25 protein-coding genes are annotated in these 24,811 nt (G+C 71.4%); 9 read left to right on the forward strand and 16 right to left on the reverse strand.

Going from position 1 to position 24,811, the window contains the following annotated elements; genetic code table 11:
• Window positions 1–31 precede the first annotated feature (31 nt).
• On the forward strand, window positions 32–610 hold the full coding sequence (locus AB0I88_RS04425; RefSeq protein WP_361018162.1) for a maleylpyruvate isomerase family mycothiol-dependent enzyme: 579 nt from the start codon (window positions 32–34) through the stop codon (window positions 608–610).
• Window positions 611–1,135: 525 nt separating this feature from the next.
• Here AB0I88_RS04425 and AB0I88_RS04430 read toward each other — a convergent pair.
• The 3 genes from AB0I88_RS04430 to AB0I88_RS04440 all read right to left on the reverse strand — a co-directional run bounded on the left by AB0I88_RS04430 (window position 1,136) and on the right by AB0I88_RS04440 (window position 4,694).
• Window positions 1,136–1,477, reverse strand: coding sequence for a hypothetical protein (locus AB0I88_RS04430; RefSeq protein WP_361018164.1), 342 nt, complete (start codon window positions 1,475–1,477; stop codon window positions 1,136–1,138).
• Window positions 1,474–2,472, reverse strand: coding sequence for a YbhN family protein (locus tag AB0I88_RS04435; protein ID WP_361018166.1), 999 nt, complete (start codon window positions 2,470–2,472; stop codon window positions 1,474–1,476). The genes AB0I88_RS04430 and AB0I88_RS04435 overlap by 4 nt, the downstream gene beginning before the upstream one ends.
• Before the next feature lie 656 nt (window positions 2,473–3,128).
• Window positions 3,129–4,694: a protein kinase gene (locus AB0I88_RS04440; RefSeq protein ID WP_361018168.1), complete on the reverse strand. Its 1,566-nt coding sequence runs from the start codon at window positions 4,692–4,694 to the stop codon at window positions 3,129–3,131.
• 118 nt (window positions 4,695–4,812) lie between these two features.
• On the opposite strand from AB0I88_RS04440, the gene AB0I88_RS04445 reads away from it, so the two are divergent.
• Complete coding sequence (locus AB0I88_RS04445; protein WP_361018170.1) at window positions 4,813–5,529, forward strand: SDR family oxidoreductase; 717 nt, start codon at window positions 4,813–4,815, stop codon at window positions 5,527–5,529.
• 157 nt (window positions 5,530–5,686) lie between these two features.
• On the opposite strand, the gene AB0I88_RS04450 is transcribed toward AB0I88_RS04445, so the two are convergent.
• Together AB0I88_RS04450 and AB0I88_RS04455 are read right to left on the reverse strand one after the other, a co-directional pair.
• On the reverse strand, window positions 5,687–6,754 hold the full coding sequence (locus AB0I88_RS04450) for a DUF2855 family protein (RefSeq protein ID WP_361018172.1): 1,068 nt from the start codon (window positions 6,752–6,754) through the stop codon (window positions 5,687–5,689).
• 72 nt (window positions 6,755–6,826) lie between these two features.
• Window positions 6,827–8,302: an SMI1/KNR4 family protein gene (locus AB0I88_RS04455; RefSeq protein WP_361018174.1), complete on the reverse strand. Its 1,476-nt coding sequence runs from the start codon at window positions 8,300–8,302 to the stop codon at window positions 6,827–6,829.
• 187 nt (window positions 8,303–8,489) lie between these two features.
• Here AB0I88_RS04455 and AB0I88_RS04460 point away from each other — a divergent pair, with 187 nt between their 5' ends.
• Complete coding sequence (locus AB0I88_RS04460) at window positions 8,490–8,579, forward strand: helix-turn-helix domain-containing protein (RefSeq protein WP_361018175.1); 90 nt, start codon at window positions 8,490–8,492, stop codon at window positions 8,577–8,579.
• Window positions 8,561–9,250, forward strand: coding sequence for a transposase (locus tag AB0I88_RS04465; protein ID WP_361018177.1), 690 nt, complete (start codon window positions 8,561–8,563; stop codon window positions 9,248–9,250). The genes AB0I88_RS04460 and AB0I88_RS04465 overlap by 19 nt, the downstream gene beginning before the upstream one ends.
• Window positions 9,251–9,406: 156 nt before the next feature.
• On the opposite strand, the gene AB0I88_RS04470 is transcribed toward AB0I88_RS04465, so the two are convergent.
• Window positions 9,407–9,958: a CGNR zinc finger domain-containing protein gene (locus tag AB0I88_RS04470; protein ID WP_361018179.1), complete on the reverse strand. Its 552-nt coding sequence runs from the start codon at window positions 9,956–9,958 to the stop codon at window positions 9,407–9,409.
• 70 nt (window positions 9,959–10,028) lie between these two features.
• Here AB0I88_RS04470 and AB0I88_RS04475 point away from each other — a divergent pair, with 70 nt between their 5' ends.
• Window positions 10,029–10,988, forward strand: a complete 960-nt coding sequence (locus tag AB0I88_RS04475) for a DMT family transporter (RefSeq protein ID WP_361018181.1) — start codon at window positions 10,029–10,031, stop codon at window positions 10,986–10,988.
• A gap of 21 nt (window positions 10,989–11,009) precedes the next feature.
• Here AB0I88_RS04475 and AB0I88_RS04480 read toward each other — a convergent pair whose 3' ends face one another.
• Window positions 11,010–12,161: a GDSL-type esterase/lipase family protein gene (locus AB0I88_RS04480; protein WP_361018185.1), complete on the reverse strand. Its 1,152-nt coding sequence runs from the start codon at window positions 12,159–12,161 to the stop codon at window positions 11,010–11,012.
• 166 nt (window positions 12,162–12,327) lie between these two features.
• Between AB0I88_RS04480 and AB0I88_RS04485 the strand changes: the two genes are divergently transcribed.
• Window positions 12,328–13,311, forward strand: a complete 984-nt coding sequence (locus tag AB0I88_RS04485; RefSeq protein ID WP_361018188.1) for a hypothetical protein — start codon at window positions 12,328–12,330, stop codon at window positions 13,309–13,311.
• A 12-nt stretch (window positions 13,312–13,323) separates the two neighbouring features.
• Here AB0I88_RS04485 and AB0I88_RS04490 read toward each other — a convergent pair whose 3' ends face one another.
• Together AB0I88_RS04490 and AB0I88_RS04495 are read right to left on the reverse strand one after the other, a co-directional pair.
• On the reverse strand, window positions 13,324–13,959 hold the full coding sequence (locus AB0I88_RS04490; RefSeq protein WP_361018190.1) for a lysophospholipid acyltransferase family protein: 636 nt from the start codon (window positions 13,957–13,959) through the stop codon (window positions 13,324–13,326).
• Between the two features lie 203 nt (window positions 13,960–14,162).
• Window positions 14,163–14,687 carry an AAA family ATPase gene (locus tag AB0I88_RS04495; protein ID WP_361018192.1) on the reverse strand — a complete coding sequence of 175 codons (525 nt, stop codon included), beginning with the start codon at window positions 14,685–14,687 and terminating at the stop codon, window positions 14,163–14,165.
• 129 nt (window positions 14,688–14,816) lie between these two features.
• On the opposite strand from AB0I88_RS04495, the gene AB0I88_RS04500 reads away from it, so the two are divergent.
• Both AB0I88_RS04500 and AB0I88_RS04505 read left to right on the forward strand, forming a co-directional pair.
• The gene (locus AB0I88_RS04500) at window positions 14,817–15,305 is read left to right on the forward strand and encodes a MarR family transcriptional regulator (protein WP_361018194.1); all 489 of its coding nucleotides are present in this window, start codon (window positions 14,817–14,819) and stop codon (window positions 15,303–15,305) included.
• Window positions 15,306–15,378: 73 nt separating this feature from the next.
• Window positions 15,379–16,782 carry an MFS transporter gene (locus AB0I88_RS04505; protein ID WP_361018196.1) on the forward strand — a complete coding sequence of 468 codons (1,404 nt, stop codon included), beginning with the start codon at window positions 15,379–15,381 and terminating at the stop codon, window positions 16,780–16,782.
• A gap of 62 nt (window positions 16,783–16,844) precedes the next feature.
• On the opposite strand, the gene AB0I88_RS04510 is transcribed toward AB0I88_RS04505, so the two are convergent.
• The 7 genes from AB0I88_RS04510 to AB0I88_RS04540 form a co-directional block, all read right to left on the reverse strand.
• The gene (locus AB0I88_RS04510; protein ID WP_361018198.1) at window positions 16,845–17,228 is read right to left on the reverse strand and encodes a hypothetical protein; all 384 of its coding nucleotides are present in this window, start codon (window positions 17,226–17,228) and stop codon (window positions 16,845–16,847) included.
• A complete protein-coding gene (locus AB0I88_RS04515) occupies window positions 17,225–17,815 on the reverse strand; it encodes a TetR/AcrR family transcriptional regulator (RefSeq protein WP_361018200.1) in 591 nt (196 codons plus the stop codon). Before AB0I88_RS04515 ends, AB0I88_RS04510 begins: the two co-directional genes overlap by 4 nt.
• A gap of 859 nt (window positions 17,816–18,674) precedes the next feature.
• Window positions 18,675–19,952 carry a hypothetical protein gene (locus AB0I88_RS04520; RefSeq protein ID WP_361018202.1) on the reverse strand — a complete coding sequence of 426 codons (1,278 nt, stop codon included), beginning with the start codon at window positions 19,950–19,952 and terminating at the stop codon, window positions 18,675–18,677.
• 104 nt (window positions 19,953–20,056) lie between these two features.
• On the reverse strand, window positions 20,057–22,396 hold the full coding sequence (locus AB0I88_RS04525) for an excinuclease ABC subunit UvrA (RefSeq protein WP_361018203.1): 2,340 nt from the start codon (window positions 22,394–22,396) through the stop codon (window positions 20,057–20,059).
• A gap of 19 nt (window positions 22,397–22,415) precedes the next feature.
• Window positions 22,416–22,763, reverse strand: coding sequence for a VOC family protein (locus tag AB0I88_RS04530; protein ID WP_361018205.1), 348 nt, complete (start codon window positions 22,761–22,763; stop codon window positions 22,416–22,418).
• Window positions 22,764–22,812: 49 nt separating this feature from the next.
• Complete coding sequence (locus AB0I88_RS04535) at window positions 22,813–23,223, reverse strand: VOC family protein (RefSeq protein ID WP_361018207.1); 411 nt, start codon at window positions 23,221–23,223, stop codon at window positions 22,813–22,815.
• Window positions 23,224–23,233: 10 nt separating this feature from the next.
• Window positions 23,234–23,608: a helix-turn-helix transcriptional regulator gene (locus AB0I88_RS04540; protein ID WP_361018400.1), complete on the reverse strand. Its 375-nt coding sequence runs from the start codon at window positions 23,606–23,608 to the stop codon at window positions 23,234–23,236.
• Window positions 23,609–23,705: 97 nt separating this feature from the next.
• On the opposite strand from AB0I88_RS04540, the gene AB0I88_RS04545 reads away from it, so the two are divergent.
• Entirely contained in the window at window positions 23,706–24,713 is a 1,008-nt protein-coding gene (locus tag AB0I88_RS04545) for a hypothetical protein (RefSeq protein WP_361018403.1), read from the forward strand.
• The last annotated feature ends 98 nt before the right edge of the window (window positions 24,714–24,811 follow it).

The following is a 24,811-nucleotide window of genomic DNA, read 5'->3' on the forward strand; positions in this document are numbered from 1 at the left end:
TCAGAGAGACTGACGATATCAGGGAGCGGCCATGGACTCCGACGACAGTTGGCAGGCGATCACCGGCATGCGGCTCGACCTGGCCGAACTGCTCGCCCGGCTCAGCGAGGCGGAGTGGGAAAAGCCGTCGCTCTGCGCCGGCTGGCGGGTCCGGGACGTGGCGGCGCACGTGGCGCTCGCCCCGCAAGCGCCCAGCCTGATCACCCTGCTCGGCGAGGCGGTGCGCGCCCGCGGCAGCTTCGACCGGGTCAACCACGACATGGCGGTCCGGCACGCGGACCGCCGCACTCCCGGGCAACTGGTCGCCGAACTGCTCGAACACGCGTCGTCCCGGCGCCTGCCGGTCGTCACCGGCTACCGCAACGTCGTGCTCGACCTGGCCGTGCACTGCCAGGACATCGCCATCCCGCTCGGCCGCACACTACCGATCCCGGCCGATGTCGCGGTCGCCGCCGCCGACCGCGCCTGGACGATGGGCTGGCCCTTCCACGCCCGCCGCCGGTTGCGCGGTCGCCGGCTCGTCGCGACCGACGCCGACTGGTCGGCCGGTCAGGGCGAGGAGACCCGCGCCCCGATCACCGAACTCCTGCTCCTGCTCACCGGCCGCTGAAAAGCCCGATATCGTACGCGCGCCGAAGTCCCGCACCTTCGGGACAGTTCCGCCGGTTCAGCGCGGCGTCTCCGCGACACCGGGCCGCAACGCGGCCGCCGGGCTGACGTGCCGGTTCAGCGCGGCGTCACCAAACACCGGACCACCACACGGCCGCCGGGCCGATACGCCGGATCAGCCCGACGTCACCAAACCCCGACCACCCCGGCCCCCACGCTGATACACCAGGTCAACGCAACACCGCCGCAGCGCCGGACCACCACACGGCCGCCGGCCGATACGCCGGATCAGCCCGACGTCACCAAAACCCCGACCACCCCGGCCCCCACGCTGATACACCAGGTCAACGCAACACCTCCGCAGCGCCGGACCACCACCCGGCCGCCGGGGTGTGCCCGTTCCCAGGTGACGATGCGTTGTAGTCGATCTTGTTCGGCTGGTCGTGGGCGCTCTCTCGGAGCGCTTGAGTCAGCGCCCGCGACCAGCCGATATCTGGGCAGTCCGCCCGCGGGCCGGTGCGCCTGGTCACGGCCAGATCTCCACGTCGCAGGGGCCCGGCGTGTCGAGGTCGGGGACCGGTTTTCCGGACAGACGGCAGAACTCGCGCATCGCCTCGGGGAAGCCCTCCGCGTCCGAGGCGACCTCCACGTACTCGCCGTAGATGAGGTCGACGGTGAGGGTGACGTGCCGGCAGTCGTCCGGATAGTAGCGGCTGACCGCGAACGAGACCCGGTAGACCTCGTCCCACGGCACCGTGGAGACGTACGTCGACGCCGGCCGCATCACTTTGCCGAAGACCGACACGAACGCCTCCTCGGTGGTGGTCACCGAGATCTCGTCCGCCGTCACCTCGATCCGCTGCATCACGTCGCAGTTGTAGCGGAACGGCCACGGATGATGAACCAGGCGATCCAGCCGGCGCCGATGATGAACCCGAAACTGATCAGCCGGTAGAGCACCACGGCGGCGATCGCCGTGCTGGTGGCGACTCCGCCGGCCGCCAGGCCGAGGACGAGCGCGCTGTCGATGACGCCCAGCCCACCGGGGACGATCGTGATGGTGGCGGCCGCGTAACCGGCGCAGAACGTCAACACCAGGTGAGCCACGCTGATCGGCGCTCCCTCGCTGACGGCGTGGACGCAGAGCCACAGCGCCGCCGCGTCGAGCAGCCAGTTGAGCACGGCGAACGTGGCGGCCGCCGCCCCGTGACCGGGTGTGAGTCGGGCCGCGCGCAACTGACCGGCGAACCCCACGATCCGGTCCAGGCCGCGATCGGGCGGGCGGCGCAGCAGCCGGTTCGCCCGGGCCAGCAGCCGGGCGGCGATCTCCGGCTCCCGGGCGGCCTTCCGCGCCCCGAGCGTCAGCAGCACCGCGGTGGCGGCGAGGAAGGCCAGCGAACCCCACTCCGGCGTCCCGTCGGCGGCCAGCACGCTCGCGGCGGTGAGCACCGCGAGCGCCCCCGCCGAGAGGAGACCGGACAGCGCGATGCACCACGAGGCGACCGCCGGGCTGGCCCCGAACCGCCGCATCTGCTGATAGTTGAGCCGGGTCGAGAAGGCCGGCCCGCCCGGCAGCGTGACGCTGAGCGAGTGGGCGGCGTAGGCGAGCGCCACATGCCGGTGCAGCGGGGCGTTCACCCCGGCCGACCGCAACAGCCGCCGCTGCATCCGCGCGTAACTGGCCATGGCCGCGAGCTCGACGAGCAGCGCGAGCGCCACCCAGCCGAGATGCGGCGACTCCAGCGCCCCGAGCGCCGCGGTCAGCGACGGCCAGGCCACCACCAGCTCGACGGCGAGCACCACCACGAGCACCGCGGCACCGATCCGGCGCCCCACGGACGCGGGGGCCGCAACTGCCGTCATCGCCGCCTCCTTAAAAGAACGGTCGTTCGCTTTATAGTCGGTCCGGTCCACCCGCCCCGTCAAGCGAGCCGATCATCGCAGCAGTCCCGATGCCCGGCGAGCACGGGCCGGATCGGGCGCGAGCCGCCGCCGGATTCAGGCACCCTGAGTGCTCTTGAGGAGACCTGTGGCCCGCAGATGAACAGCACGTCGGCATCGCCGGGATACCCGCCGACCCATTCGGCCCCTGGCGGCGGGGAAACACCTTTTCGCGTGTACACCGGCTGTGGGTGTGGCCACACCCACAGCCGGTGTACACCTCCTGTTCGAGTGTCTGGTCGCGGGAGCCGTCCTGGGGCTCGGGACGTGCGGCTTCTTGCCCGGGCAGATCGTCCCGGCCCCGCCGCCCGAGCAGAGCGGGCCGGCTCGGACACCGGGCCGACGGCCAGTACAAGCGGACCCTCCCGGCGGCGGCACGTCCCAGCGAGGAGATCGCCTACGCCCCGCCGCCCAGGCGAAGCGTCCCGGCCCCGCCGCCCGAGCAGAGCGGGCCGACTCGGACACCGGGCCGACGGCCCGTGCAGACGGGCCCTGCCGGCGTGAAGTTCCTCTACGCTCCGCCGATACCGCCGCCGCACCAACCCCGCAGGAAGCTACGGCTCGTGTATCTGCGCTGTCTAGGCGCTCTTGAAGAAGTCGCCGGTCGCCGCGCCGCCGACCGGACGGGCGATGCAGTGCAGCAGGGTGTCCCCGCCGACCTTGATAGGCCAGGCGTCGCGCAGCCACTCGCGGGTCTTGTCCGGATGATGGCTGCGGGCCGCCATGAAATCCTTGTCGCAGACCGAGGCGACGCGCGACTCCTCCATCAGCGGCTCGTCGTCGTCGATGACGACGCCACCCGCCGGGGCGTCGAGCGCGGCGAACGTCTCCCAGACGTGCTCCTCGGCGCAGTCCAGTCGCCTGGGTGATTCGGGCACGCCGGAGCTGAAGGTCAGCCCGCCCCAGCACATCGGCTCGACCGGACAGTAAGCGCTACCGCAGGTGGTGAACTGCACCGGCAGCCACTCCTGGGTCGCCTCCTCGACAGTGCTCTCACCGGGCTTCGCCTCGAGCAGTTCGTCGTCGTCAGTGCGGCTGCCCCAGGCGACCAGGCCGGCGACGACCAGCAGCAGCGCGGCGAGACCTACCAGCCCTGACATCAGCGGCCGCCTCGACGAGGCGCCAGACACGGGCGACGCGACGCCGGGAACGGGCAGCCCGGCGCCGGATGCCGGCGACGCAAAGCCGGGTGCCGGCGACGCAAAGCCGGGTGCCGGCGACGCGGCTCCAGGCACGGGCGACGCGGCTCCAGGCACGGGCGACGCGGCAGCGGGAACGGGCGACGCGGCAGCGGGAACGGGCGGCGCGGCGGAGACAGGGCCGGTCGTCGTGGCGCGGGCCGCGTGGGCCAGGTCGGCCGCCGACTGCCAGCGGGCCCTCGGGTCGACGGCGAGGGCATGTTCGACCACCGAGGCCACCGGCGGCGGCAGGGCCACCTTCATGGTGCGCGGGGCGGACTGGAGTCGTTGGAGGGCCACCGCGTACGGGTTGTCGCCGACGAACGGCTTCTCCCCCGACAGGCACTCGTAGGCGACCAGACCGAGCGAGTAGACGTCGCTGAGCGGGCCGGCCGGCTCGCCGCGGACCTGCTCCGGCGACAGGTAGGTGGGGGTGCCCAGGATCGCCCCGGACACCGTCAGCCGGCCGGCGTCCTCGTGGCGCGCGATCCCGAAGTCGGTGATGACCACGGTGCCGTCACGGCGTACCAGAAGGTTGGCGGGTTTGATGTCGCGATGCACCAGGCCCTGGTCGTGGACGGCCTGGAGCCCGTCGGCGACGTGCGCGATCAGGCGCATCGTCTCGTCCGGGGCGAGGCGGCCGCGGGACAGTCGTTGGGCCAGTGACTCGCCGTCGACGAACTCCATCACCAGGAAGGCGACACCCATGCTGCGGCCGAAGTCGTGAATGGATGCGACCGCCGGATGGTTGATCCGGGCCATCGCGGTCGCCTCGGCCACGAAGCGGCGCGCGAAATCCGGGTCGGCGTCCATGCCGGGCAGCATCGCCTTGACCGCGACCGTACGCTGCAGCACCTCGTCGACGGCGAGCCACACCTCGCCCATCCCGCCGGCGCCGAGCCGGCGGTGCAGACGGTACCGATCGCTCAGCCGAAGCCCAGCCTGCAACACGACGTCAGCCGACACGGCGGTCAGCTTAGGGCCCCGCCACGATCACAGCCAGTCGCCAGGCATCGACCGGCCGGATGCCCGCGACCCGCCCCGAAAGCCCGGCTCCGCGGAGCGTGATCTCTAGGCTGGGGCGATGCGCAAGGTGGCACTTGTTACGGGGTCGGTCTCGGGGATCGGGGAGGCGACCGCGCGGCGGCTCGCGGCGGACGGTTTCGCGGTGGCGGTGCACTCGCGGTCCAGCCGGGACGCCGGGCTGGCGCTCGCCGGCGAACTGGGCGGGTCGTATCACCAGGCCGATCTGGGCGACGACGACGCGGCAGCGGGGCTCGTGCCGGCGGTCGTCGCACGGCACGGGCGCCTTGACGTGCTGGTCAACAACGCGGGCATCTCGTGGCCGGTGCCGCACGACGATCTGGCCGGGCTCAGCCCCGCGGACTGGCGCAAGCTGATGGACGTCAACGTGATCGCCCCGTGGGTGCTGTGCACGGCGGCGCTGCCCCATCTGCGGACCGCGAACGGCTGCGTCGTCAACGTGACGAGCCATGCGGGGGTGCGGCCGAAGGGCAGTTCGATCGCGTACGCCGCCAGCAAGGCCGCCCTCAACCACGTGACGAAGCTGCTGGCCGCCGCGCTCGGGCCGCGGGTGCGGGTCAACGCGGTCGCGCCCGGCCTGGTGGACACACCGCTCACCGCCTCCTGGACGGCCGCGCAGGAGCTGTGGAGATCGTCGAGCCCGATGGGCCGCGCGGCCCGGCCCGCCGACGTGGCGGATCTGATCGCGGCGCTGATCGGCAACACCTACCTGACGGGCGAGGTGATCCTGCTCGACGGCGGGCTGAATCTCCGTTGAGAACGGCCGCTGTGCGGGTCGCGGCGGAACGGATGGTCGCGGGGCACGGTCGGTGGCGCCCCGTTCGCGGCCCGGCTGCGCTACGCGCGCACGTGGGCGTACCGGGAAGATCTCGGCTGGCGGATCGTGGCCGCCCAGATCTCCCCGGCCTGAGCTGTCAAAGCTGGATGACGTGGCCGACCCGCGGCGGGGTGCGGCCGGCCAGCACCTCCAGCCAGGCCCGCCGCAGGTCCTCCGGCCCGGCGCCGGCATGCACGTCGAGCCATTTGCCGACGACGGCGGCGAACCGCTGCCAGGCGTCGGCGAACCGCTCGTCGAGGCCGTCGCGGCCCCAGTCGTGGCGGCGTTTGCGGATCTGGTTCGGGGCGAAGAAGACCTCGCCCGCGGCGTCGGCGTTGGGGGTGCGTGTGGTGAGCCCGACCGCGATGTCCCGGACCAGGTGGTCGCCGAGGTGGCGGTGCAGCGCCGACCGGGTGGCCGGGCTGCCGGACAGGTCGAGATAGACGGTCGGCACGGCGTCCAGCCGCTCGGCCTCGTCGTAGGTGACGACGTCGTCGTAGCAGCCGAGCGCCCGGGTGAACTCCACGTTGGCCGGTGAGGTGAGACCGATCAGGCGGGGGCCGCGGCCGTGCAGTTCGAAGGCGGCGGCGTACGCGGTCTTGCTCGACGCCGACGACAGCACCAGCTGGCCGGCGCCGTAGAAGCCGTTGTCGGCGACCTGGTCGGCCAGCATGAACGAGGTGAAGAACAGCGGCCGGAACAGGATCAGCAGATCTTCCTGGTCGGTCCGGTAGGCGGCGTCGCCGGTGGTGGCCCGGTACCCGTTGTACGGCGACGGCAGGGCGGCCCGGTGTTCCGATCCGTCCCGGAATCCGCCGGCGTCGACGCGTTCCGGCCGGACCACGAGGTGCCCGGCGGGTGGCAGGTAGCCGTACACCCGCAGGCCCGGCTCGACGCCGGGCACCGTGGAGCGGGTCACCTCGGCGAACCCCCACAGTGGCGGAAGCCCCCACTCGGCGCCGAGCCCGTGATGCTCGGCGGGGAAGAACTCCCAGTACCGCATCGCCTCGCCGAGCACCGCGTAGGTGATGTTGTTGGCGGTGAGCCCGACCCGGTCGACGCGCAGCAGCGCCTCGCCGTCGGTGATCTCCGGTGTCGCCGACTCGGCGACGACGGTGCGGGAAAGGTCGTCGCGACCGACCGCGAAGGTCCACGATTCAGACATGGCTCGACGCTAAAGTCCCAGGCCGAACCCGACAAGTGCACTGAGAGTGCAAAATCCCACTGTCCGTCGGTGTCAGACGGTCTTCCACTCCAGCAGGCCGGCGGCGTCCACGGTGGGACGATAGCGGCCGGCATACGGGCGGCCGGTCTCCAGCGAGGTGGCGGTCCTCTCCAGCAGCTCGGCGACCGAGGCGGGCCATTCGTCGAAGCCGGTGCCGCTCTCCGAGTAGAACTCGCCGACCCGGCCGTGGCCACCGGGCCGCTGGTCGACCAGCAGGCAGCCGCCGTCCCCGGCCGCCGCGAACGGCACGAAACGCGGGTGCCACCACGACCCCGGCGCCCAGGAGGCGCCGTCGCCGGCCAGCACCGTGCAGGTGCCGCGCCAATCGGAGAGGATCTCGTCGAGGCTCATCGGCCGGAAGAACGGCGGCAGGTCGAAACGGTCGGCGCCGTCGTGGCGGAGCAGCGACGCGGCCAGGTCGGCCGGGAACGCCACCGACATCCGGCGCTGCGACTCGTCGAGCTTCTCCCGGTCGGCCGGTGGCCGCAGCCCGCGGGCGCTGGCCGGCGCCTTCCTCGCGAGCCAGTTCTCGATGCGCTTCCAGGCCCTGTTCACCCGCCCGGTGGTCGCCGCGCCCGGCCGGGCGGGGCCGACCCGGCCCATGTTCTCCGGGCAGGCGTCGGTGGACGACCGGCGCGGCCGCGGGGAGTACGCGGAGGGAATCGCCTGACGCGGCTGTCCGGTGTACGGCCGCAGGGTGGGCTCGATCCGGTTCGTTTGCTCGATGTCCACCGAGTAGGTGGCCGGCTGGCTGCCGCACCAGCCCAGGCCGCACGCCAGCAGCACCATGACGGCGAAGACGCCGAGCAGCCCGAGGACGAACCGTCTGCCGTCGACCGGCTTCGGGCCGGCCCCGGGCTCCGGGTCGACGGGCGGGGTGGCGGGATGCGATCCCTCCCGCGGGATCGGCTCGAACCACTCGGCCGCCCCGGCGAAGCGGTCCGCCGGCTCACCGTCGTCTTCCGGCGCGTCGCCTTCCGGCGCGTCGTCTTCCGGCGCGGCGCTCTCCGGCGCGGCCGCGGGGATCCGGCCGACCGGCGGCAACGGCAGCGCGCTCTCGTCGACGTCACCGATGGTCACCACCGCCGCGGACAGATTCCGCCCGTGCAGGGCGTCGATCACGAGGCTGGTGTGGTGGGCCGCGTCGGGCCCCGGCCCGGTCACCACCACGGCGGGCGCGCCCATCGCCACGGCCAGATCCACGAGCGTCCAGCCGCCCTCACCGACCGGCAGGAGCAGTCCGGCATCCGAAGAGATCAACACCATCCGGTACGACCGGCTCATCGACTCGGCCAGGTCACGCACCCGGTCCAGGGCCATTTCGGCGGCGCCGGTCACCTCGAGCACCCCGGCCAGGAACCGCCGGGCCGGGTCGTCATCGGGCAGGGTGGCGCCGAGCACCACGGCCGCCACCGGCGCCTCGGATGCCGCCGCCAGCGCGGCCAGCGCGATCCGCCAGTCGGCGTCGGCCGACGTGGCCGCGATCATCCAAGGCCCACGGCCGGTCCACCCCCGGTTCACCGGAGGTCCGCCAGGATGCCCCGTCCTTCAGGGCGGGGAGGAATGGCGGCTCCGTCAGGAGCGGCCCGGCGCAGCCGGGACGGTCTGAGGACGCAGTCCGGAAACAAGCCCGCGCACACTTGACTCATGACATCCTCTCGGTAAGCTGTCGAACATGCGTACGGCGTACAAATGTCGGGCCTACCCGACCCCCGAACAGGCTGCGGTGTTCAATCGCACCTTCGGGTGTGTGCGCCTGGTCTGAAACAAGACCCTCGCCGACCGGCGCGCGGCGTTCTCCCAGCACGGCGAGAAGACCTCGTACCAGCAGACCGACGCAGCGCTGACCGCCTGGAAGAAGACCGCAGAGCTGGCGTTCCTGTCCGAGGTGTCCTCGGTGCCGTGCGTAACGCCCGCCACGACTTCCTGCACAAGACCAGCACCACACTGATCAGGCAGGCCGACACCATCGTGTTCGAAGACCTCGCCGTCGCGAACCTGACCCATCGGCCGAAACCCGTCCCGCGCCGCAACGGCACATACGCCCCCAACGGGGCCGCCGCGAAAGCCGGGCTGAACAAGTCGATCTCCGACGCGGGCTGGGCCGAGTTCCGCGAGATGCTGCAATACAAGGCGGCCCGCACCGGCCGCACCCTGGTCGTCATCGACCGCTGGTATCCCAGCTCGAAGACCTGCTCGCACTGTGGGCACCTGCTGGCCAAGCTGGACCTCGGGACACGCCACTGGACGTGCCCGGCCTGCCGCATCCGGCACGATTGGGACGTCAACGCGGCCACGAACATCCTTGCGGCTGGACGAGCCGTAGCCGGGCACAACCCCGGCGAAGCATGTGGAGCTGATATCAGACAGCAAGGGTCCTCCCTTCTGCGGTCGGCCGTGAAGCAGGAACCCCACACCGCGAGGCGCCCGGCGTAAACCGGTTCGGCCGCAAGGCCGAAGGGAATCCCCGTCCTTAGTGCGGGGAGGAAGTCAAGCCGCCACTCTAGGTGTTCGCCGAAGATCCGTGGGGGAACGGCAGATCTCGATGGTGGGGCGGACCTTCGCGGGTCGCCGAGTGCCGCGCCCGCCGGGTCAGCGGCCGGCTCTACGCGCCCGGAAGGCGATCATGTTGACCCGGTTCCCACAGCGCACCGAGCAGAACCGCTTGGAACCGTTGCGGGACAGGTCGAGGAACAGGCCGGTGCAGTCGGTGGCCGCGCACACCCGCAGACGGCCGGTCTCGTTCATCCGGATCACGTCGATCAGCGCGAGAGCCGCCTCGACGCGGATCCGTTCGGCCAGTGGCGCGCCCGGCTCGGTGGCGTGGATGTGCCAGTCCGAGCCGTCGTGCCGGGTCAGGTAGGGCAGCGCCCGGGCCTCGCGCAGCATCCGGTTCACGGCGTCGACCGCGTCGTCGCGGTCGAGCGTCCACACCGAGCGGAGCAGGTCCCGAGTGGACCGGACCGCGTCCAGCTCGGCCTGATCGTGGTCGACGCGGCCGGAGTAGACGTAGCGGCCGAGCAGTTCACGCAGCTGATCGATGGTGGCGAGTTCGTCGTCGCCGGTCCGGGACGCCCCAGGGGCGGTGTTCGCGAGCGCGACCACGAAGTCGAGCGCTTCCTCGGCGTCAGGGGCAAAAAGCAATTTGACTCCTTATCCGGGGCGGCTTAGCGTCAGTGGCGTAAGAAACTTAGCCCATGACAAGGGGATCGTCGTGAAGCTGCCGCCGCAAACGGCCGGGCTGGCCGCCGCCGTCACGTCGGCCGCCACCTTCGGCACGTCCGGCGCGTTCATCAAACCGCTGCTGGAGGCCGGCTGGTCACCGGCCGCCGCGGTCACCGCCCGGGCGCTGACGGCGAGCCTGCTGCTGCTGCCGTTCGTGCTGTTCTCCCTGCGCGGCCGGTGGGACGCACTGTGGCGGGGTCGCTGGCGGGTCGCCGGCATGGGCGTCATCGCCGTCGCGTTCACACAACTCACCTACTTCGCGGCCATCCACCGCATCCCGGTCTCCGCGGCGCTACTCATCGAGTATCAGGCACCGCTGCTGCTGGTCGTCTGGGTGGCGCTGACCACCCGCCGCCCGCCCCGCCCCGCCGTCCTGCTCGGCTCGGTCCTCGCGATCGGCGGTCTCGTCCTGGTCATCGGCCCCGGCGCGCTGGAGGCCGTCGACCCGCTCGGCGTCGCCCTGGCGTTCGCCGCGGCGGTCGGCTGCGCCGTCTACTTCGTGGTCGCCGCCCGCCCCGCCGACGGCCTGCCGCCGGTCGCGCTCGCCGGTGCCGGCCTCCTGCTCGGCGGGCTCACCCTGGCGCTGGCCGGCCTGATCGGCATCGTCCCGATGACGGCCACCACCGGCGACGTGCCGCTGCTCGGCTCGCCGGTCCCGTGGTGGGTGCCGCTCATGGTGGTCGCCGTCTTCGGCACCGCCGTCGCGTACGCCTCGGGGATCTTCGGCTCCAGCCGCCTCGGCTCCCGGCTGGCCTCGTTCGTCGGGCTCCTCGAGGTGGTCTTCGCCTCGATCCTCGCCTGGATCGTCGTCGGGGAGCGGCTCACCCCGGTCCAGATGGCCGGCGGCGTGCTCATCCTGGCCGGCATCGCGGCCATCCCCGCAGAGCCCCCGAAGCTGCCGGCGGCGGACTCCGTGCCGGACGATCGTCCCACCTTCGCCGACCGCTGAGATCGGGCCGCGCGGCAGCAGCTATGGGGACAGGAAGGAGGCCAGGGCGTCGGCCGTGAAGGCGGCGCCCCGGTCGGTCATGTGGACCAGGTCGTCGCAGTACAGGCCGAGGCTGTTGTCGGCGGACGGCGCCGGCTGGCGGGCGGCCAGGTCGAAGAAGGCGACGGCACTGCCGCCGCCCGGGCCGCCGGTGTCCTCCGCCGCGACGTCCTGCCAGGCCCGGGTCACCTGGGCGAAGTCCTGCAGCGACCGGCCGCCGGAGACGCGCGGGGAGCCGTAGACGACGAACGACGGCCCGGTGCCGGAGTGCGCCCGCACCGTCGCGATGATCGACTTGAGGTTGCGTTTGACGGTGGCGGCGGGCACCCGGGTACGCCAGTCGTTGACACCCAACTGGAGGATGACCAGATGCGGCTGGACGGTCCGCAGCCGCGGTGCCCAGCCTGCCGCGCCGTCGGCGAAGTCACCGCTGGTCAGCCCCCCGTGGCCGCCGCTGTAGACGTGCACTCCCCGGTCCTCGTCACCGTGGAAGACGGCGAACCCGTGCAGGCGCACCTCCGGTTTCACGCAGGTCACCACGATGGTGTGCCGGCCGGGTTCGAGCCGCGGTGAGATCCAGGCGGCGTCGTGGTCCACGGCCGGGCCGCCGGTGTCGACGGTGGACAGGGTGACGCCGTCGACGGTGACGGCGAACGCGCCCCCACCGGGGAAGGCCGAGTGCCACACCCGGACGCTGGTGCCGGTGAACGTGAACGTCGCGGTCTGCCCGGCCGCTCTCAGGTCGGCGGACTTGAGCCCCCAGCCGAGGGTGGCCGTCCGGGCCCCGCCGGAGAGCAGGACCGGCCACGACCCGGCCGGCCGGCCCCACGCGGCCGTGTAGTTGTCACCGGCGGCCGCTCCGGCGACCGGGAAGGCGGCGCGCAGGTTGTCGGCGAGCAGCGGGACGTAGCCTCGCCCGTACATCGTCGATCCGACGCCCTCGGAGCTGGACGAGCCGATCACCGCGACCACCGCGGGCGTGTAGCGCCGGTTCGCCAGGGCGGCGTGCCAGCCGAGCATCGGAAGACCCTGATCCGGTACGGACGCCAGCACCGGTTCGGCCGCGACGCCCGTGACCGCGACACCGGTGGCGAAGAGTCCACCGGTCCGGATGAAGGTACGACGATCCGCCAACAAGTCCCCCCGCTGGAACCCGGCCGTATTGACCGGAGCCGCACGCTAACACGGGGTGCAAAATCGTCACTTCCTCCGGAAGATTCATGGTTTCTGGGGTTTGATCTTCGCCACCGCCGGTGACACCCCCGACACGAACTCGGATGATCATGAATATGATCCGCACATGGGATCACGGGCGAACGTGGCGATCCGCATGGACGGCGCGTGGACGCATTGCGGTGGCGACAGCATCGGCTACAGCCTGGACGCGTACCTGGCGCTGGGCCCGGAACCGGCGCTCGCCGTCTTCGGCGCCATGCCCGCCTGGGAGGACACGGGCATGTGGCAGTCCGAGTCGGTGTGTGAGGCCGGCGCCCTGATCGATCTCGACGCGCGGGAGCTGCTGTTCTTCCTGGACGTCGACTACCACCAGCGGCTCGCGCTGCTGGAGGGCTGCGGGCGGACGTGGCCGGGCTGGACGGTGCGGTGGGCGTACAACGGGATCGCCGACGTGACCGACGCGCTCGGCCTGGACCGGGCGGTGCTCGGCCGGACGCCGTGGGACAACACCGCACTGTTCAAGTGGCACAAGCCGGGGCCCGACGAGGAACTGGTTCTGCACCACCTGATCACCGTCGGGACCACGGCGTACGGCGTCGACTACAACGCCGAGGACCCCTGGTCGATCGGGCCCGCCCTGCTCGACCAGCTCTTCGAGCTGCCGCGGGTGACGACACTGCCCCGGATCCCGCGCAGCGGCCTGCACCTGGACCCGGCGGCCCGCACCGCCGGGGTGTGGTCGGTGCAGCCGGTGCACGGCCTGACCGAACGGTTCGCCGACCGTTGGCCCGGCTGGACGCTGCGCTTCTGGGAGGACCGTTACCTGGAGCAACAGCGCCGGTGCGGCAACGGGTTCGCCTTCGCCGACCCGGCCGACCTCGCGGACGCCGCGGCGCAGACGCTTGTCGACCGGGTGCTGCGGCACTGGGTGCCGGCGACCGCCACGTCCGGCGGGTGGATGCCGCGGGAGGGCGCCGGTGACCCGTACCGGGGGCAGCGGGACGCCGGCCTCACGGTCGAGGATCTGCAACCGCTCACCGACGCCCTGCTCGGTCCGGCCCGCGCGCCGGTCGACGTGGCCGCCTACGCCCGCGCCATGCTCGACTGATCGCGCGATCACCTACCTCGCGTAGCGCGGCACATACTCCTGACCGGACAGTTCCCCGATCGCTGCCATGATCATGTCGGTGGCGATCCGCCGCTCCCGGGCGCTCTCCGGGTCGGACGCCACCGCCGCCAGCTGGACCGGTTTGCCGAAGACGACCGAGACCCGGGCCGGCCGCGGGATGATCCGCCCCGGCGGCAGCACCCGGTCGGTGCCGAACATCGCCACCGGCACCACCGGGGCGCCCGACTTGAGCGCCAGCCACGCCACGCCGGTCCGGCCGCGGTAGAGCCGCCCGTCCGGCGAGCGGGTGCCCTCCGGGTAGATCGCGAACGCCTCACCGCGTGACAGCGCCCCGAGGCACACGTCGAGCGACCGCACCGCGGCCCGGGTGTCGTCCCGGTCCACCGCCACCTGGCCGTCACGGGACATGAACCAGGAGACGAGCCGCCCGCCCGGGCCACGCCCGGTGAAGTACTCCGCCTTCGCCATGAAGATCACCTTGCGGGCGACCGCCATCGGCAGGAACGTCGAATCGGTGACCGACAGGTGATTCGACGCCAACAGCACCGGACCGCTCGCCGGGACGTGCTCGGCGCCTTCCACACGCAGGCGGATGATCTTCGTGAGCAGTTCGTACACGGGCAGCACGCCTCTCGTCGGGACTGGTTCCGGAACGGCCACCGGTTCCGGGACTCGGGCCAACTCATTATGGATTCGCGCACTCGCGCACCACCGCTACCACCTCCGGCGGCGCCGTGTGTCCATGCTCTCCACCCTCGCGGCCCGGGCTCATCGCCGCAACGACGTGAGTCCCACCTCTCCCGCCCATCGGTTCTTCCGTCGTTCCAGATCTAGACGCCGCCGATGACTTCGCTGATCGCCTGGATCAGCCGGGTGGCGATCACCGGACGGTCGGTCTGGACGGTGATCACCGGGCCGACCGCGAGCGGCGCCGCCTCCGCGGCCCACCACGGCCAGTCCTCGCGCAGCCGTTGGTCGTCCTCGTGCACGGCCGCCCGGCGCCGGTCGCGGCAACGCGCCAGGGCCACCTCGGCCGGCACGTCACACCAGATCTCCACGGTCGCGCGGGCACCCGAACGGGTGACGCCGTCGGCGGCGAAACCCAGATCGCGCGGACGGAACCACCAGCTCTCCAGGATCACCACGCCGGGCGTGGCGGCGGCCAGCTCCCACATCGCCTGCGAGGCGACCCGGCCCAGGGCGCGCGGCGGAACCCCGGGGGCGGCGGCGGCCAACGCCTCCTTCAGCAGGTCCTTGCCGATCAGGGGAACCCGCAGGGCGGACGCCAGACGCCCGGCCAGGGTGCTCTTGCCGGAGCCGGGAAGCCCGTTGATCAGGATCAGGCGGTGCGCCACAGCATGAAGCTTGTCACCCGTACGCTCGCGGCGCCGGACACTCCGACGGCCGGCGCGGCCGCGGGGACCGGCCCACCCGTTCGGTCGCGGATCGTCCGGAGTCGAACCGTCCGGAGCTACGCTTGACGCATGACCGCCATGGCCCCCGCCCGCACCGAGAACGATCTGTCTTTCCTGCTCGATCACACCAGCCACGTCTTGCGTACGCGGATGGCGGCGGCCCTCGGGGAGATCGGCCTGACCGCGCGGATGCATTGTGTGCTGGTGCACGCGCTGGAGCAGGAGCGCACCCAGATCCAGCTGGCGGAGCTGGGCGACATGGACAAGACCACGATGGTGGCGACGGTGGACGCGCTGGAGAAGGCGGGGTTCGCCGAGCGCCGCCCGTCGAGCACCGACCGGCGGGCCCGGATCATCGCGGTCACCCCCACCGGCGCGGAGATCGCGAAGCGCAGCCAGGAGATCGTCGACGGGGTGCACCGTGAGGCACTGGAGTCGCTGGCCGGTGACGAGCGGGAGGTGCTGGTCCGGGCCTTGAACCGGCTGGCCGCCGGGCATCTGGCGGCACCTTCCGAGGGTGCCCAGTCGGCCCGCCGTCCCCGGGAGCGCGCAAAGTAAGACCGATAGAGATAGTCCGCAACAGAACTATCTGCTAGCGTTCCACCTGTCGTACCTCGACGGGAGGAACCCCATGTCGTACCCGAAACGCTGGACCGCCCTCGGTGTGCTCTCCGCCGCCGGGCTCATGACCATCCTCGACGGCAGCATCGTCACCGTGGCGATGCCCGCCATCCAGGCGGACGTCGGGTTCAGCGCGGCCGGGCTGAGCTGGATGGTCAACGCCTACCTCATCCCGTTCGGCGGGCTGCTGCTACTCGCCGGCCGCCTCGGCGACCTGCTCGGCCGCCGCCGGATGTTCCTCGCCGGGACCGCCGTCTTCACCGCCGCGTCCCTGCTCGCCGGCGTCGCCAACGGGCCCGGCCTGCTGATCACGGCCCGCTTCCTCCAGGGCGTCGGCAGCGCCCTCGCCTCGGCCGTCGTACTCGGCATCCTGGTCACGCTCTTCACCGACCCGGGCGAACGCGGCAAGGCGATCGCGATCTTCAGCTTCACCGGGGCCGCCGGCGCCTCCATCGGGCAGGTTCTCGGCGGGGTGCTCACCGACGCCCTGAGCTGGCCGTGGATCTTCTTCATCAACGTGCCGATCGGCATCGCCACCATCGCCCTGGCACTCGTCGCACTCCCGGCGGACCGCGGCGCCGGGTGGTCCGCCGGCACCGACGTCCTCGGGGCCGTCCTGGTCACCGGCGGCCTGACGCTGGGCATCTACACGATCGTCACCTCCGGCCCGTACGCGTGGATCACCGGAACCGTCGCGCTCGCCCTGCTCGCGGGTTTCGTGATCCGGCAGGCCACCGCCCGCGACCCGCTCATGCCGCTGCGGATCCTGCGGTCCCGCGACGTCACCGGCGCCAACCTGGCCCAGATGCTGACCGTGTCCGGAATGTTCGCCTTCCAGGTGCTGGTCGCGCTCCACATGCAGAACGTCCTCGGGTACGGCGCTCTGGAGACCGGGCTGGCCATGCTCCCCGCGGCGGTCGGCATCGGCGTGGTCTCGCTGTTCGCGTCCGCCCCGTTGAGCGCCCGGTTCGGCGCCCGCACCGTGCTGCCCGCGGGGCTCCTGATGCTGGTCGCCGCCATGGCCCTGCTCGCCCGCGTTCCGGAGCACGCCTCGTACGTCACCGACCTGCTCCCGGTCATGCTGCTGATCTCCGGCGGCGGCCTGGTCCTGCCGGCGCTGGCCACCCTCGGCATGTCCGGCGCACGCGACGACGACGCCGGGCTCGCCTCCGGCCTGTTCAACACCACGCAGCAGGTCGGCATGGCCCTCGGCGTGGCTGTCCTGTCCACCCTGGCCGCCACCCGCACCGGAAACCTGCTGGCCGGCGGCGCCTCCCCGGCGGCCGCACTGACCGGCGGCTACCGGCTGGCCTTCGCCACCTCGGCGGGCCTGCTGGCCGCCGCCTTCCTGGTGGCGCTGATCGCATTGCGCCGCCCCGCCCGCATCGCCACACCCGAGCGCGCCCCCGCCTGACCGCGGCCCCGCCCAGCCCCTGTCCTCTTCCCGGGCGGGCTCCGCCGCGTGCCCCGCGGCGCTCAGACGATGTTGCGGCGGTTGGTCTCGCGGGCGCGGGCCACCGCCGACATCTGTGAACGCAGCAGCCAGGAGTCCGGCTCGCACGCCCGGCAGACGCGGGCCGACCCGGTCCGCAGCCGCACCGCTGAGCCCTCCCGCTGCTGGATCTCGTGGTTCTCGGCCATCGCCGAGCCGCAGCGGGGACACACGTCCTCACTGACCGAGGTGGCGATGTGCGCGATGTGGCCGGTCGCATACCGCACCGTCGAGTAGCCCTGCTCGTCACCGATGCGCAGGTCGGGATCGCGGGGCGCCCCCGCATACGGCCCGAGGTCGGCGTGCGAGACGGCGTCGGCGACACCGCGTAGGATCGGAAGGCGGCGCAGCCGGCTCAGAAAGGTCATGGATACCTCCTCGGGAAGAGCGCGCCGAGCATGCTCGCCGTGACGGCGGCCGCGTCGGTCTCGGGGTGGATCGCCTGCCGCAGCGCCAGCCCGGCGCCCATCGCGCCCCACGCGAGGACCAGGTGCGGCAGCGGGACCGCCGGGATGACGCCGAGGCGGGCGCAGTGCCGCTCCAGCAGAATGGTGATCTCGGTGTCGAATCGGTCCTGAAGCGCGGCCATCTTCGACGCGTGCCCCGGGTTGCCGGACATCGCGGCGACGGCCTCGGCCGACACCAGCGCCCAGCGGGCCACCTCGCCGCCCGGCGGCGGCGTGAGGACCGCGAGCAGCCCCTCCCGGCCGGAAACCCGGTCGAGCGCGTCGGCGAAATTCCGCACCAGCCCTTCGGCCCGCGCGTCGATGATGGCCTGCCACAGGCCCTCCTTGCCGCCGAACTGCTTGTAGACGGCCCCACGGGTGTAGCCGGCCGCCACGGCGATCTCCTCCACTGTCGCGGCCAGATAGCCCCGCTCCAGGAAGGCGGCCCGGCCGGCGTCGAGCAGCCGCTCGCGGGTGAGCCGCTGCTGCTCGGCACGTGTCAGCCGCATGCCAGCCCTTTCAGAAACGCCGCGTATCCAGAAACGCCATGTTACCCGAAATGATGGCGGCGTGAAGTCAGGTGACCTCCGATGCGGACCATCGCCGCCGGGCACGGATCTCCCCGAAGACCGCCACCGGCCGGAGCCCGGCGCGGCAACCGCCGGGGGCCGGGCCAGACCAGCGACGACTTCCCGGGCCCACCGACCGCTCCCACTCCACTCGGCACTCCACGAGCGCGCCCGCCCCGTGTTCCTGGCAGACGGAGGCCGGTGTCCAGAGCGATGTGTGCTTTGAGAACGCGACACCCGCTGCGAGTGTGATGACACCCATTGCGGGTGTCATGTTCCCGGGACGTATATAGCCGTGAACCGTGTCCCGTCTCATCGGATCGGTTGGGGCCGGCAGCTGAGAATGCGGTCGCTTCCGAGTGAGCCGCGCACTCATGATCGTCGCGGTGGCCCGCGTCTCGGCAGTTCAGTGCCACACCTGGCGTTCACCGACAGTGCAGGGGCCGTCGGCGGTCGTTGACGAGTCAGGGCGGCCGGCCAGATCTTTCGTCGCCGATCTTCCTCGGAAACAAACGCACCCAACCCGGTGCCTTGAACGTCACCCGCGGCCGACGCAGGCCAGAAACGGCACGTCACCCCGGCCGTGGTGACCGGGGTGACGAGTGTCGGCGGCTGACGGAGCCGGTGGACCGGGCCGCATGTCGGCCCGGCCCCACCGGCTCTGAGACCGGGTCAGCAGGCCCCAGCGGTCACCTTGGGCTCGCCGCGAGTGGTGACCGGGGGTGACGAGTGTCGGCGGCTGACGGAGCCGGTGGACCGGGCCGCATGTCGGCCCGGCCCCGCCGGCCCTGAGACCGGGTCAGCAGGCCCCGGCGGTCACCTTGGGCTCGCCGCGGGTGGTGGCCGGGACGACCACACAGGCGACACTGCTGCCCGCGGTCACCTGTGCCACGCCCTTGCGGACGACCTGCACCTTGACGCCGGGCATGGCCATCTGGTTGGCGGCCTTCTTCAGGAAGGTGGCCGGCTTGCCCTGCTCGCTGATCGCCATGAGGACGGCCTGCCGGCCGACGAGCTCGGCCCAGGTCTCCGCGTTGCCGGCGCCGGAGGTGCCGCCGCCGGACGCCGCTCCGGCGAGAGCCTCGAAGAGCGGGGCCACGTCGAGCTTCTGGGCGCCGGACGGCGCGGTGATGTCGACGCTGTCGGCGACCTCGATGCGGACCGTGCCGCGGCCGGTCGCCCCCTCGACGAACTGCAGGTAGTTGATCTCGAACGCGGTGAACTTGCCGTTGTCGACCCAGATGTCCAGGACGATCGGCTTGTCCGCCGGGGCGTTCTTGTCGATCTCCTTCTGGAGCGAGTCGGCGGCCTCGGTGGCGGCCTCCGGCGAAATGATCTTGATAGCGGCCTCGGCGAGGCGCTTCGCCTCCACGGTCGCCTTGCCGGTGGAGGTGGTGACGATCAGGTGCTTGGCGTCCTTCTCGTCGCGCACCACGTCGGCGCTCTCCAGCAGGTTCTCCGCGCTGATCTTGAACTCGGCGGCGAGCTTCTCGCTCTGCGCCTGCTGGTCGGCGGCGGCCGCCGTGGCCCCGCCGAACTTCTCGCCCAGCTTCTTCAGGTCGGCGGCCTCGACCGAGACCCACTCACCGTCGAACAGCGGGCCCATGGTGGGCGCCTCGGTGGACAGCCCGGACCGCATTTCGGCGATGTCGGCGCTGGTGGCGCCGAACTTCTCGGCCAGCTCGGTGACCGGAACCTTGAGGTACAGCACCTCGTCGACGGTCCGCACGTCGAGGCCGGTGACCCCGTCGATGTCGGCGGCCAGCATCACCTTGTCGTCGGTGACGCTCTCGCCGGCCTTGTCCCAGGCCATCGTGATCGACGAGTTGTAGATCTTGCGGAAGATCTCCTCGTCCTCCGCGGTGAAGTTGTCACCCGATGCCTTGGCGGCGGCGATCACGTCGTCGACGCTGCCGCCGGCCTTCAGCGTGAAGCCGGCCTTGCCCTCCGCGCCCAGGTTCTCCGCGGCCTTCTTCAGCTCCAGTTTCGGCTCGAGCTGCTGGAACTGGTTCGCGCACCCGACGGAGAGGGTCAGGGCGGTCACACCGGCGAGAGTGCCGGCCAGGAAGCGCTTCATGCGCAGAAATCTCCATTCAAGGGGCAGCGGCACTCCCCCGTGCCGCGACTTGGCAGTGTAGGGGGACCCCTCCAGCCCCCGCGTGCCAATTAACCCGATCGATATCAGGAGACGTATCGCGCCAGATGCTGCCCGGTCAGCGTCGAACCGTCCTTGACCAGGGCTTCCGGCGTGCCCTCGAAAACCACGCGGCCGCCGTCGTGGCCGGCGCCCGGACCGAGGTCGATGATCCAGTCGGCGTGCGCCATGACCGCCTGGTGATGCTCGATGACGATCACCGACTTGCCGGAGTCGACCAGCCGGTCCAGCAGGCCCAGCAACTGCTCGACATCGGCCAGGTGCAGGCCGGTGGTGGGCTCGTCGAGGATGTAGACGCCGCCCTTGTCACCCATCCGCGTGGCCAGCTTGAGCCGCTGCCGCTCGCCGCCGGACAGGGTGGTCAGCGGCTGGCCGAGCGTCAGATAGCCGAGCCCCACGTCGGCGAGCCGCAGCAGGATCGAGTGCGCGGCCGGAAGCTTCGCGTCCCCGGCGGCGAAGAACTCCTCGGCCTCGGCCACCGGCATCGCCAGGACCTCGGAGATGTCCCGGCCGCCCAGCTTGTACTCCAGCACCGAGGCCTCGAACCGCTTGCCCTCGCACTCCTCGCACGGCGTCGACACCCCCGCCATGATGCCCAGGTCCATGTAGATGACCCCGGCGCCCTTGCAGGTCGGGCAGGCGCCCTCGGAGTTGGCGCTGAACAGGGCCGGCTTCACACCGTTGACCTTGGCGAAGGCCTTCCGGATCGGCTCCAGCAACCCCGTGTACGTGGCCGGGTTCGATCGGCGGGACCCACGGATCGCCGTCTGGTCGATCGCCACCACGCCGTCACGTTTCGCCACCGAGCCGTGGATCAGCGAACTCTTGCCGGAACCGGCCACCCCGGTGACCACGACCAGCACGCCGAGCGGGATGTCGACGTCCACGTCCTGCAGGTTGTGGGTGGCGGCGCCGCGGATCTCCAGGGCGCCCCGGCCCGGCCGCACCGACGGCTTCAGCGAGGCCCGGTCGTCGAGGTGACGGCCGGTGATGGTGCCGCTGGCGCGGAGGCCGTCGATCGTACCCTCGTAGCAGATCTCGCCGCCCGCGGTGCCGGCGCCCGGCCCGAGGTCGACGACCCGGTCGGCGATCGCGATCGCCTCCGGTTTGTGCTCCACCACGAGGACCGTGTTGCCCTTGTCGCGCAGGCGCAGTAGCAGGTCGTTCATCCGCTGGATGTCGTGCGGGTGCAGGCCGATGGTGGGCTCGTCGAAGACGTAGGTGACGTCGGTGAGCGCCGACCCGAGGTGCCGGATCATCTTGGTGCGCTGCGCCTCACCGCCGGACAGGGTGCCGGCCGGCCGGTCCAGGGAGAGGTAGCCGAGGCCGATCTCGACGAACGAGTCCAGCGTGTGCAGCAGCTTCTCCAGCAGCGGCGCGACCGACGGCTCGCGCAGCCCGCGGACCCACTCGGCCAGGTCGCTGATCTGCATGGCGCACGCGTCGGCGATGCTGACGCCATTGATCTTCGACGACCGGGCCGGTTCGCTGAGCCGGGTGCCGTCACACTCGGGGCAGACCGTGAAGGTCACCACCCGATCCACGAACGCCCGGATGTGCGGCTGCATCGCGTCGACGTCCTTGGACAGGAACGACTTCTGGATCGAGGGGATGAGACCGGAATAGGTCAGGTTGATGCCATCCACCTTGATCTTGGTGGGTTCCTTGTGGAGCAGATCGTTCAGCTCGCGCTTGGTGAACTTGCCGATCGGCTTGTCCACGTCGAAGAAGCCGCAGCCCCGGAAGATCCGGCCCATCCACCCTTCCATGCTGTACCCGGGGATCGAGATGGCGCCCTCGTTGATCGACTTGGTTTCGTCGTACAGCTGGGTCAGATCGAAGTCGTTGACGTTGCCGCGGCCCTCGCACCGCGGGCACATGCCGCCGGTGATGCTGAAGCTGCGGCGCTCCTTGGTGGTGACCCCGCCCTTCTCCAGGGTCACCGCGCCGGCGCCGGAGATCGAGGCGACGTTGAAGGAGTACGCCTGAGGCGAGCCGATGTGCGGGTCGCCGAGCCGGCTGAACAGGATCCGCAGCATCGCGTTGGCGTCGGTCGCGGTGCCCACGGTCGAGCGCGGGTCGGAGCCCATCCGCTCCTGGTCCACGATGATCGCGGTGGTCAGGCCCTCCAGCACGTCCACGTCCGGGCGGGCCAGCGTCGGCATGAACCCCTGGACGAAGGCGCTGTACGTCTCGTTGATCAGACGCTGCGACTCGGCCGCGATGGTGCCGAACACCAGCGAGCTCTTGCCCGACCCGGAGACCCCGGTGAACACCGTGAGCTGGTGTTTCGGAATCTCGACACTGACGTCCTTCAGGTTGTTGACCCGGGCGCCGTGCACGCGGATCGAGCGGTGGACGCTCATGCTTCTCCCCCTGTGAGTTTCAGCTGTCCTGCAGGATCCCGAGCACGTTGCCGTCGGCATCGGTCACGCTCGCGACGCGGCGTCCCGGCCCGACCTCGTGTGCGGGCTCGGTGACCGTCGCCCCCGCGGCGGCCAGTTCGGCCAGCTTCGCATCGATGTCGGCCACATGCCAGTACGCCACCGGCGCCTTCAGCCCTTGCGGGCCGCCGCCGGGAACCAGGCCGATGTGCTGGCCGGCCACGTCGTAGCCGACGTAGTAGGGACTGTCCGCCGTCGGTTCGGCGCCGAGCAGAGCGGTGTAGACGGCCTTGGCCTTCTCCAGGTCGGTGACGGGGTGCAGGACGGTCTTGATGCCTTGAGTAGTCATGCCAGTCACGCTAGGGGGTCCCCGGTGGGGCCCGCTTCTTGATTCCTGATCAGGTCAGCTGGTTGATGCGCACCATGTTGCCGGCCGGGTCGCGGAAGGCGCAGTCACGCACCCCGAACGGCTGGTCGAACGGCTCCTGCACCACCTCGGCCCCGCTGGCCGCCAGCTTCTCGTACGTCTCCTGCAGATCGGTGGCGCCCAGGATGATGCCGGCGTAGCAGCCCTTGGCCATCATCTCGGCGATGGTGCGCCGCTCGGAGTCGGTCAGGCCCGGGTCGGCGCCCGGCGGGTGCAGCACGATCGAGGTCTGCGGCTGGCCGGGCGGGCCGACGGTGATCCAGCGCATGTCGCCGTACCCCACGTCGTTGCGCACCTCGAAGCCGAGGCCGTCCCGATAGAACGCGAGTGACTTCTCCGGATCGTCTGCCGGCAGGAAAGTCGAGTGGATGACGAGGCTCATGACCTCGATGCTATGAAGAACTCCGGATCGGGCGGGTCACCTGTTTGGTGACGCAACCCGGCAATCCGGCGAGATGGTCGGCCGCCCGCTTGCGGTAGACGCTCGGCGACACCCCGACCAGCTCGGAGAACCGGGTGCTGAAGGTGCCCAGCGACGAACAGCCGACCGCGAAGCAGACCTCGGTGACGGTCAGGTCGCCGCGCCGCAGCAGGGTCATGGCCCGCTCGATGCGCCGGGTCATCAGGTAGCTGTAGGGCGACTCGCCGAAGGCCGACCGGAACTGCCGGCTCAGGTGCCCGGCCGACATGTGCACATGACGCGCCAGCGCCTCGACGTCGAGCGGCTGCGCGTAGTCGCGGTCGATCCGGTCGCGGACACGGCGCATCAGCACGAGTTCACGCAGCCGTTGATCGGACACCACCTCAGCTTAGTCCCCGCACTTATATTGACGTTCACCGATACGAGGAGGACGCGTGCGAAGAATGGCAACCGTCGTCGCCGGCGCGCTGATCGCGGCCGGTCTCGCCACCGGGGCACACGCCGCCCCGAGCCGGGCGGAGATCGCCCTGCGCTGGGCGCCCATCCACCATCAGGACGTCGACGCCACCGGCGCGCACGCGCTCGGCGGCAAGAGCGACTACATCACCCGATACGACTTCGACGGGAACCTGAACGGCCGGGACAACTGGGACAACACCGGAACGAACACCGAGGCGGCGGTCTACTACTCGGTCCTGGAGACCAGCACCCACTACTACCTCACCTACCTGTTCTTCCACCCCCGCGACTGGATCGACCACCCGTTCTTCGAGACCGAACACGAGAACGACGGCGAGGGCGTGCTGGAGATCGTCGCCAAGGACGGGTCCGACTACGGGACGCTCAAGGCCGCCGTGACGGTCGCGCACAGTGACTTCTACTCCTACCAGCCGGCTGGCGGCGACTGGGCGAACGGCTCCGAGACCATCGACGGAACGCTGCGGTTCCAGTCCTCCCCGCACGACTCCTACCAGCATCCGGTCACCGCGCAGGAGCGCGGCGGGCACGGTCTCAAGGCCTATCCGCAGTACACGATCAACGGTGACGGCATCGTCTACTATCCGTCACTCTCGGTCTCCGAGTCGCCGGACGGCCCCAACGACCGCGACGTCCGCTACCGGCTGATCGACGTGTTCGCCGACGGCGGACTGTGGGCCCAGCGCGGCACCACGAGCCTGTTCGCCTCCCTCGGCACCTTCGCGGGCGACAACTCCGGCGGCTGCGGCACCGGCACCTACGCCTGCGGCACCAACTCCGCCAACGCGCCCTGGGGCTGGGACGACGGCGACGACGCGGTCGCCCGCGGCGAGATCGCCACCGACCCCGCGAAACTCGCCGCCTCCTACTTCAGCGCCACCGGCCCGCTCTCGCGCACCTACACCCACAACCCCTACTCGGTCGCCGCCGCCGCCCTCCGCGCGGCTCAGGACCAACCCCCGACAACCGACTGATCTCGTACGGCGTACGCCGCCCCCGCCGAATCCGCCCCGTCCCGCCGAGCCGCGCGGCCGCCTGCCGGTCCAGGCCGTTGCGCGGCCGCCGGGCCGAG

It is taken from the genome of Actinoplanes sp. NPDC049802 (genome assembly GCF_040656595.1).
Taxonomy (GTDB): Bacteria; Actinomycetota; Actinomycetes; order Mycobacteriales; family Micromonosporaceae; genus Actinoplanes.

Excerpts from the sequence above, each read along its gene's own strand:
- AB0I88_RS04540 (WP_361018400.1), bottom strand. The coding sequence starts at position 23,608 with ATGCGCCGTGTCCGCGACCGGATCGACCGCGACTACGCGCAGCCGCTC.
- AB0I88_RS04435 (WP_361018166.1), bottom strand. The coding sequence starts at position 2,472 with ATGACGGCAGTTGCGGCCCCCGCGTCCGTGGGGCGCCGGATCGGTGCC.
- AB0I88_RS04515 (WP_361018200.1), bottom strand. The coding sequence starts at position 17,815 with ATGCGGCTGACACGTGCCGAGCAGCAGCGGCTCACCCGCGAGCGGCTG.
- AB0I88_RS04445 (WP_361018170.1), top strand. The coding sequence starts at position 4,813 with ATGCGCAAGGTGGCACTTGTTACGGGGTCGGTCTCGGGGATCGGGGAG.
- AB0I88_RS04530 (WP_361018205.1), bottom strand. The coding sequence starts at position 22,763 with ATGACTACTCAAGGCATCAAGACCGTCCTGCACCCCGTCACCGACCTG.
- AB0I88_RS04455 (WP_361018174.1), bottom strand. The coding sequence starts at position 8,302 with ATGATCGCGGCCACGTCGGCCGACGCCGACTGGCGGATCGCGCTGGCC.
- AB0I88_RS04450 (WP_361018172.1), bottom strand. The coding sequence starts at position 6,754 with ATGTCTGAATCGTGGACCTTCGCGGTCGGTCGCGACGACCTTTCCCGC.
- AB0I88_RS04485 (WP_361018188.1), top strand. The coding sequence starts at position 12,328 with ATGGGATCACGGGCGAACGTGGCGATCCGCATGGACGGCGCGTGGACG.
- AB0I88_RS04500 (WP_361018194.1), top strand. The coding sequence starts at position 14,817 with ATGACCGCCATGGCCCCCGCCCGCACCGAGAACGATCTGTCTTTCCTG.
- AB0I88_RS04460 (WP_361018175.1), top strand. The coding sequence starts at position 8,490 with ATGCGTACGGCGTACAAATGTCGGGCCTACCCGACCCCCGAACAGGCT.
- AB0I88_RS04510 (WP_361018198.1), bottom strand. The coding sequence starts at position 17,228 with ATGACCTTTCTGAGCCGGCTGCGCCGCCTTCCGATCCTACGCGGTGTC.
- AB0I88_RS04525 (WP_361018203.1), bottom strand. The coding sequence starts at position 22,396 with ATGAGCGTCCACCGCTCGATCCGCGTGCACGGCGCCCGGGTCAACAAC.
- AB0I88_RS04520 (WP_361018202.1), bottom strand. The coding sequence starts at position 19,952 with ATGAAGCGCTTCCTGGCCGGCACTCTCGCCGGTGTGACCGCCCTGACC.
- AB0I88_RS04535 (WP_361018207.1), bottom strand. The coding sequence starts at position 23,223 with ATGAGCCTCGTCATCCACTCGACTTTCCTGCCGGCAGACGATCCGGAG.
- AB0I88_RS04545 (WP_361018403.1), top strand. The coding sequence starts at position 23,706 with ATGGCAACCGTCGTCGCCGGCGCGCTGATCGCGGCCGGTCTCGCCACC.
- AB0I88_RS04425 (WP_361018162.1), top strand. The coding sequence starts at position 32 with ATGGACTCCGACGACAGTTGGCAGGCGATCACCGGCATGCGGCTCGAC.
- AB0I88_RS04505 (WP_361018196.1), top strand. The coding sequence starts at position 15,379 with ATGTCGTACCCGAAACGCTGGACCGCCCTCGGTGTGCTCTCCGCCGCC.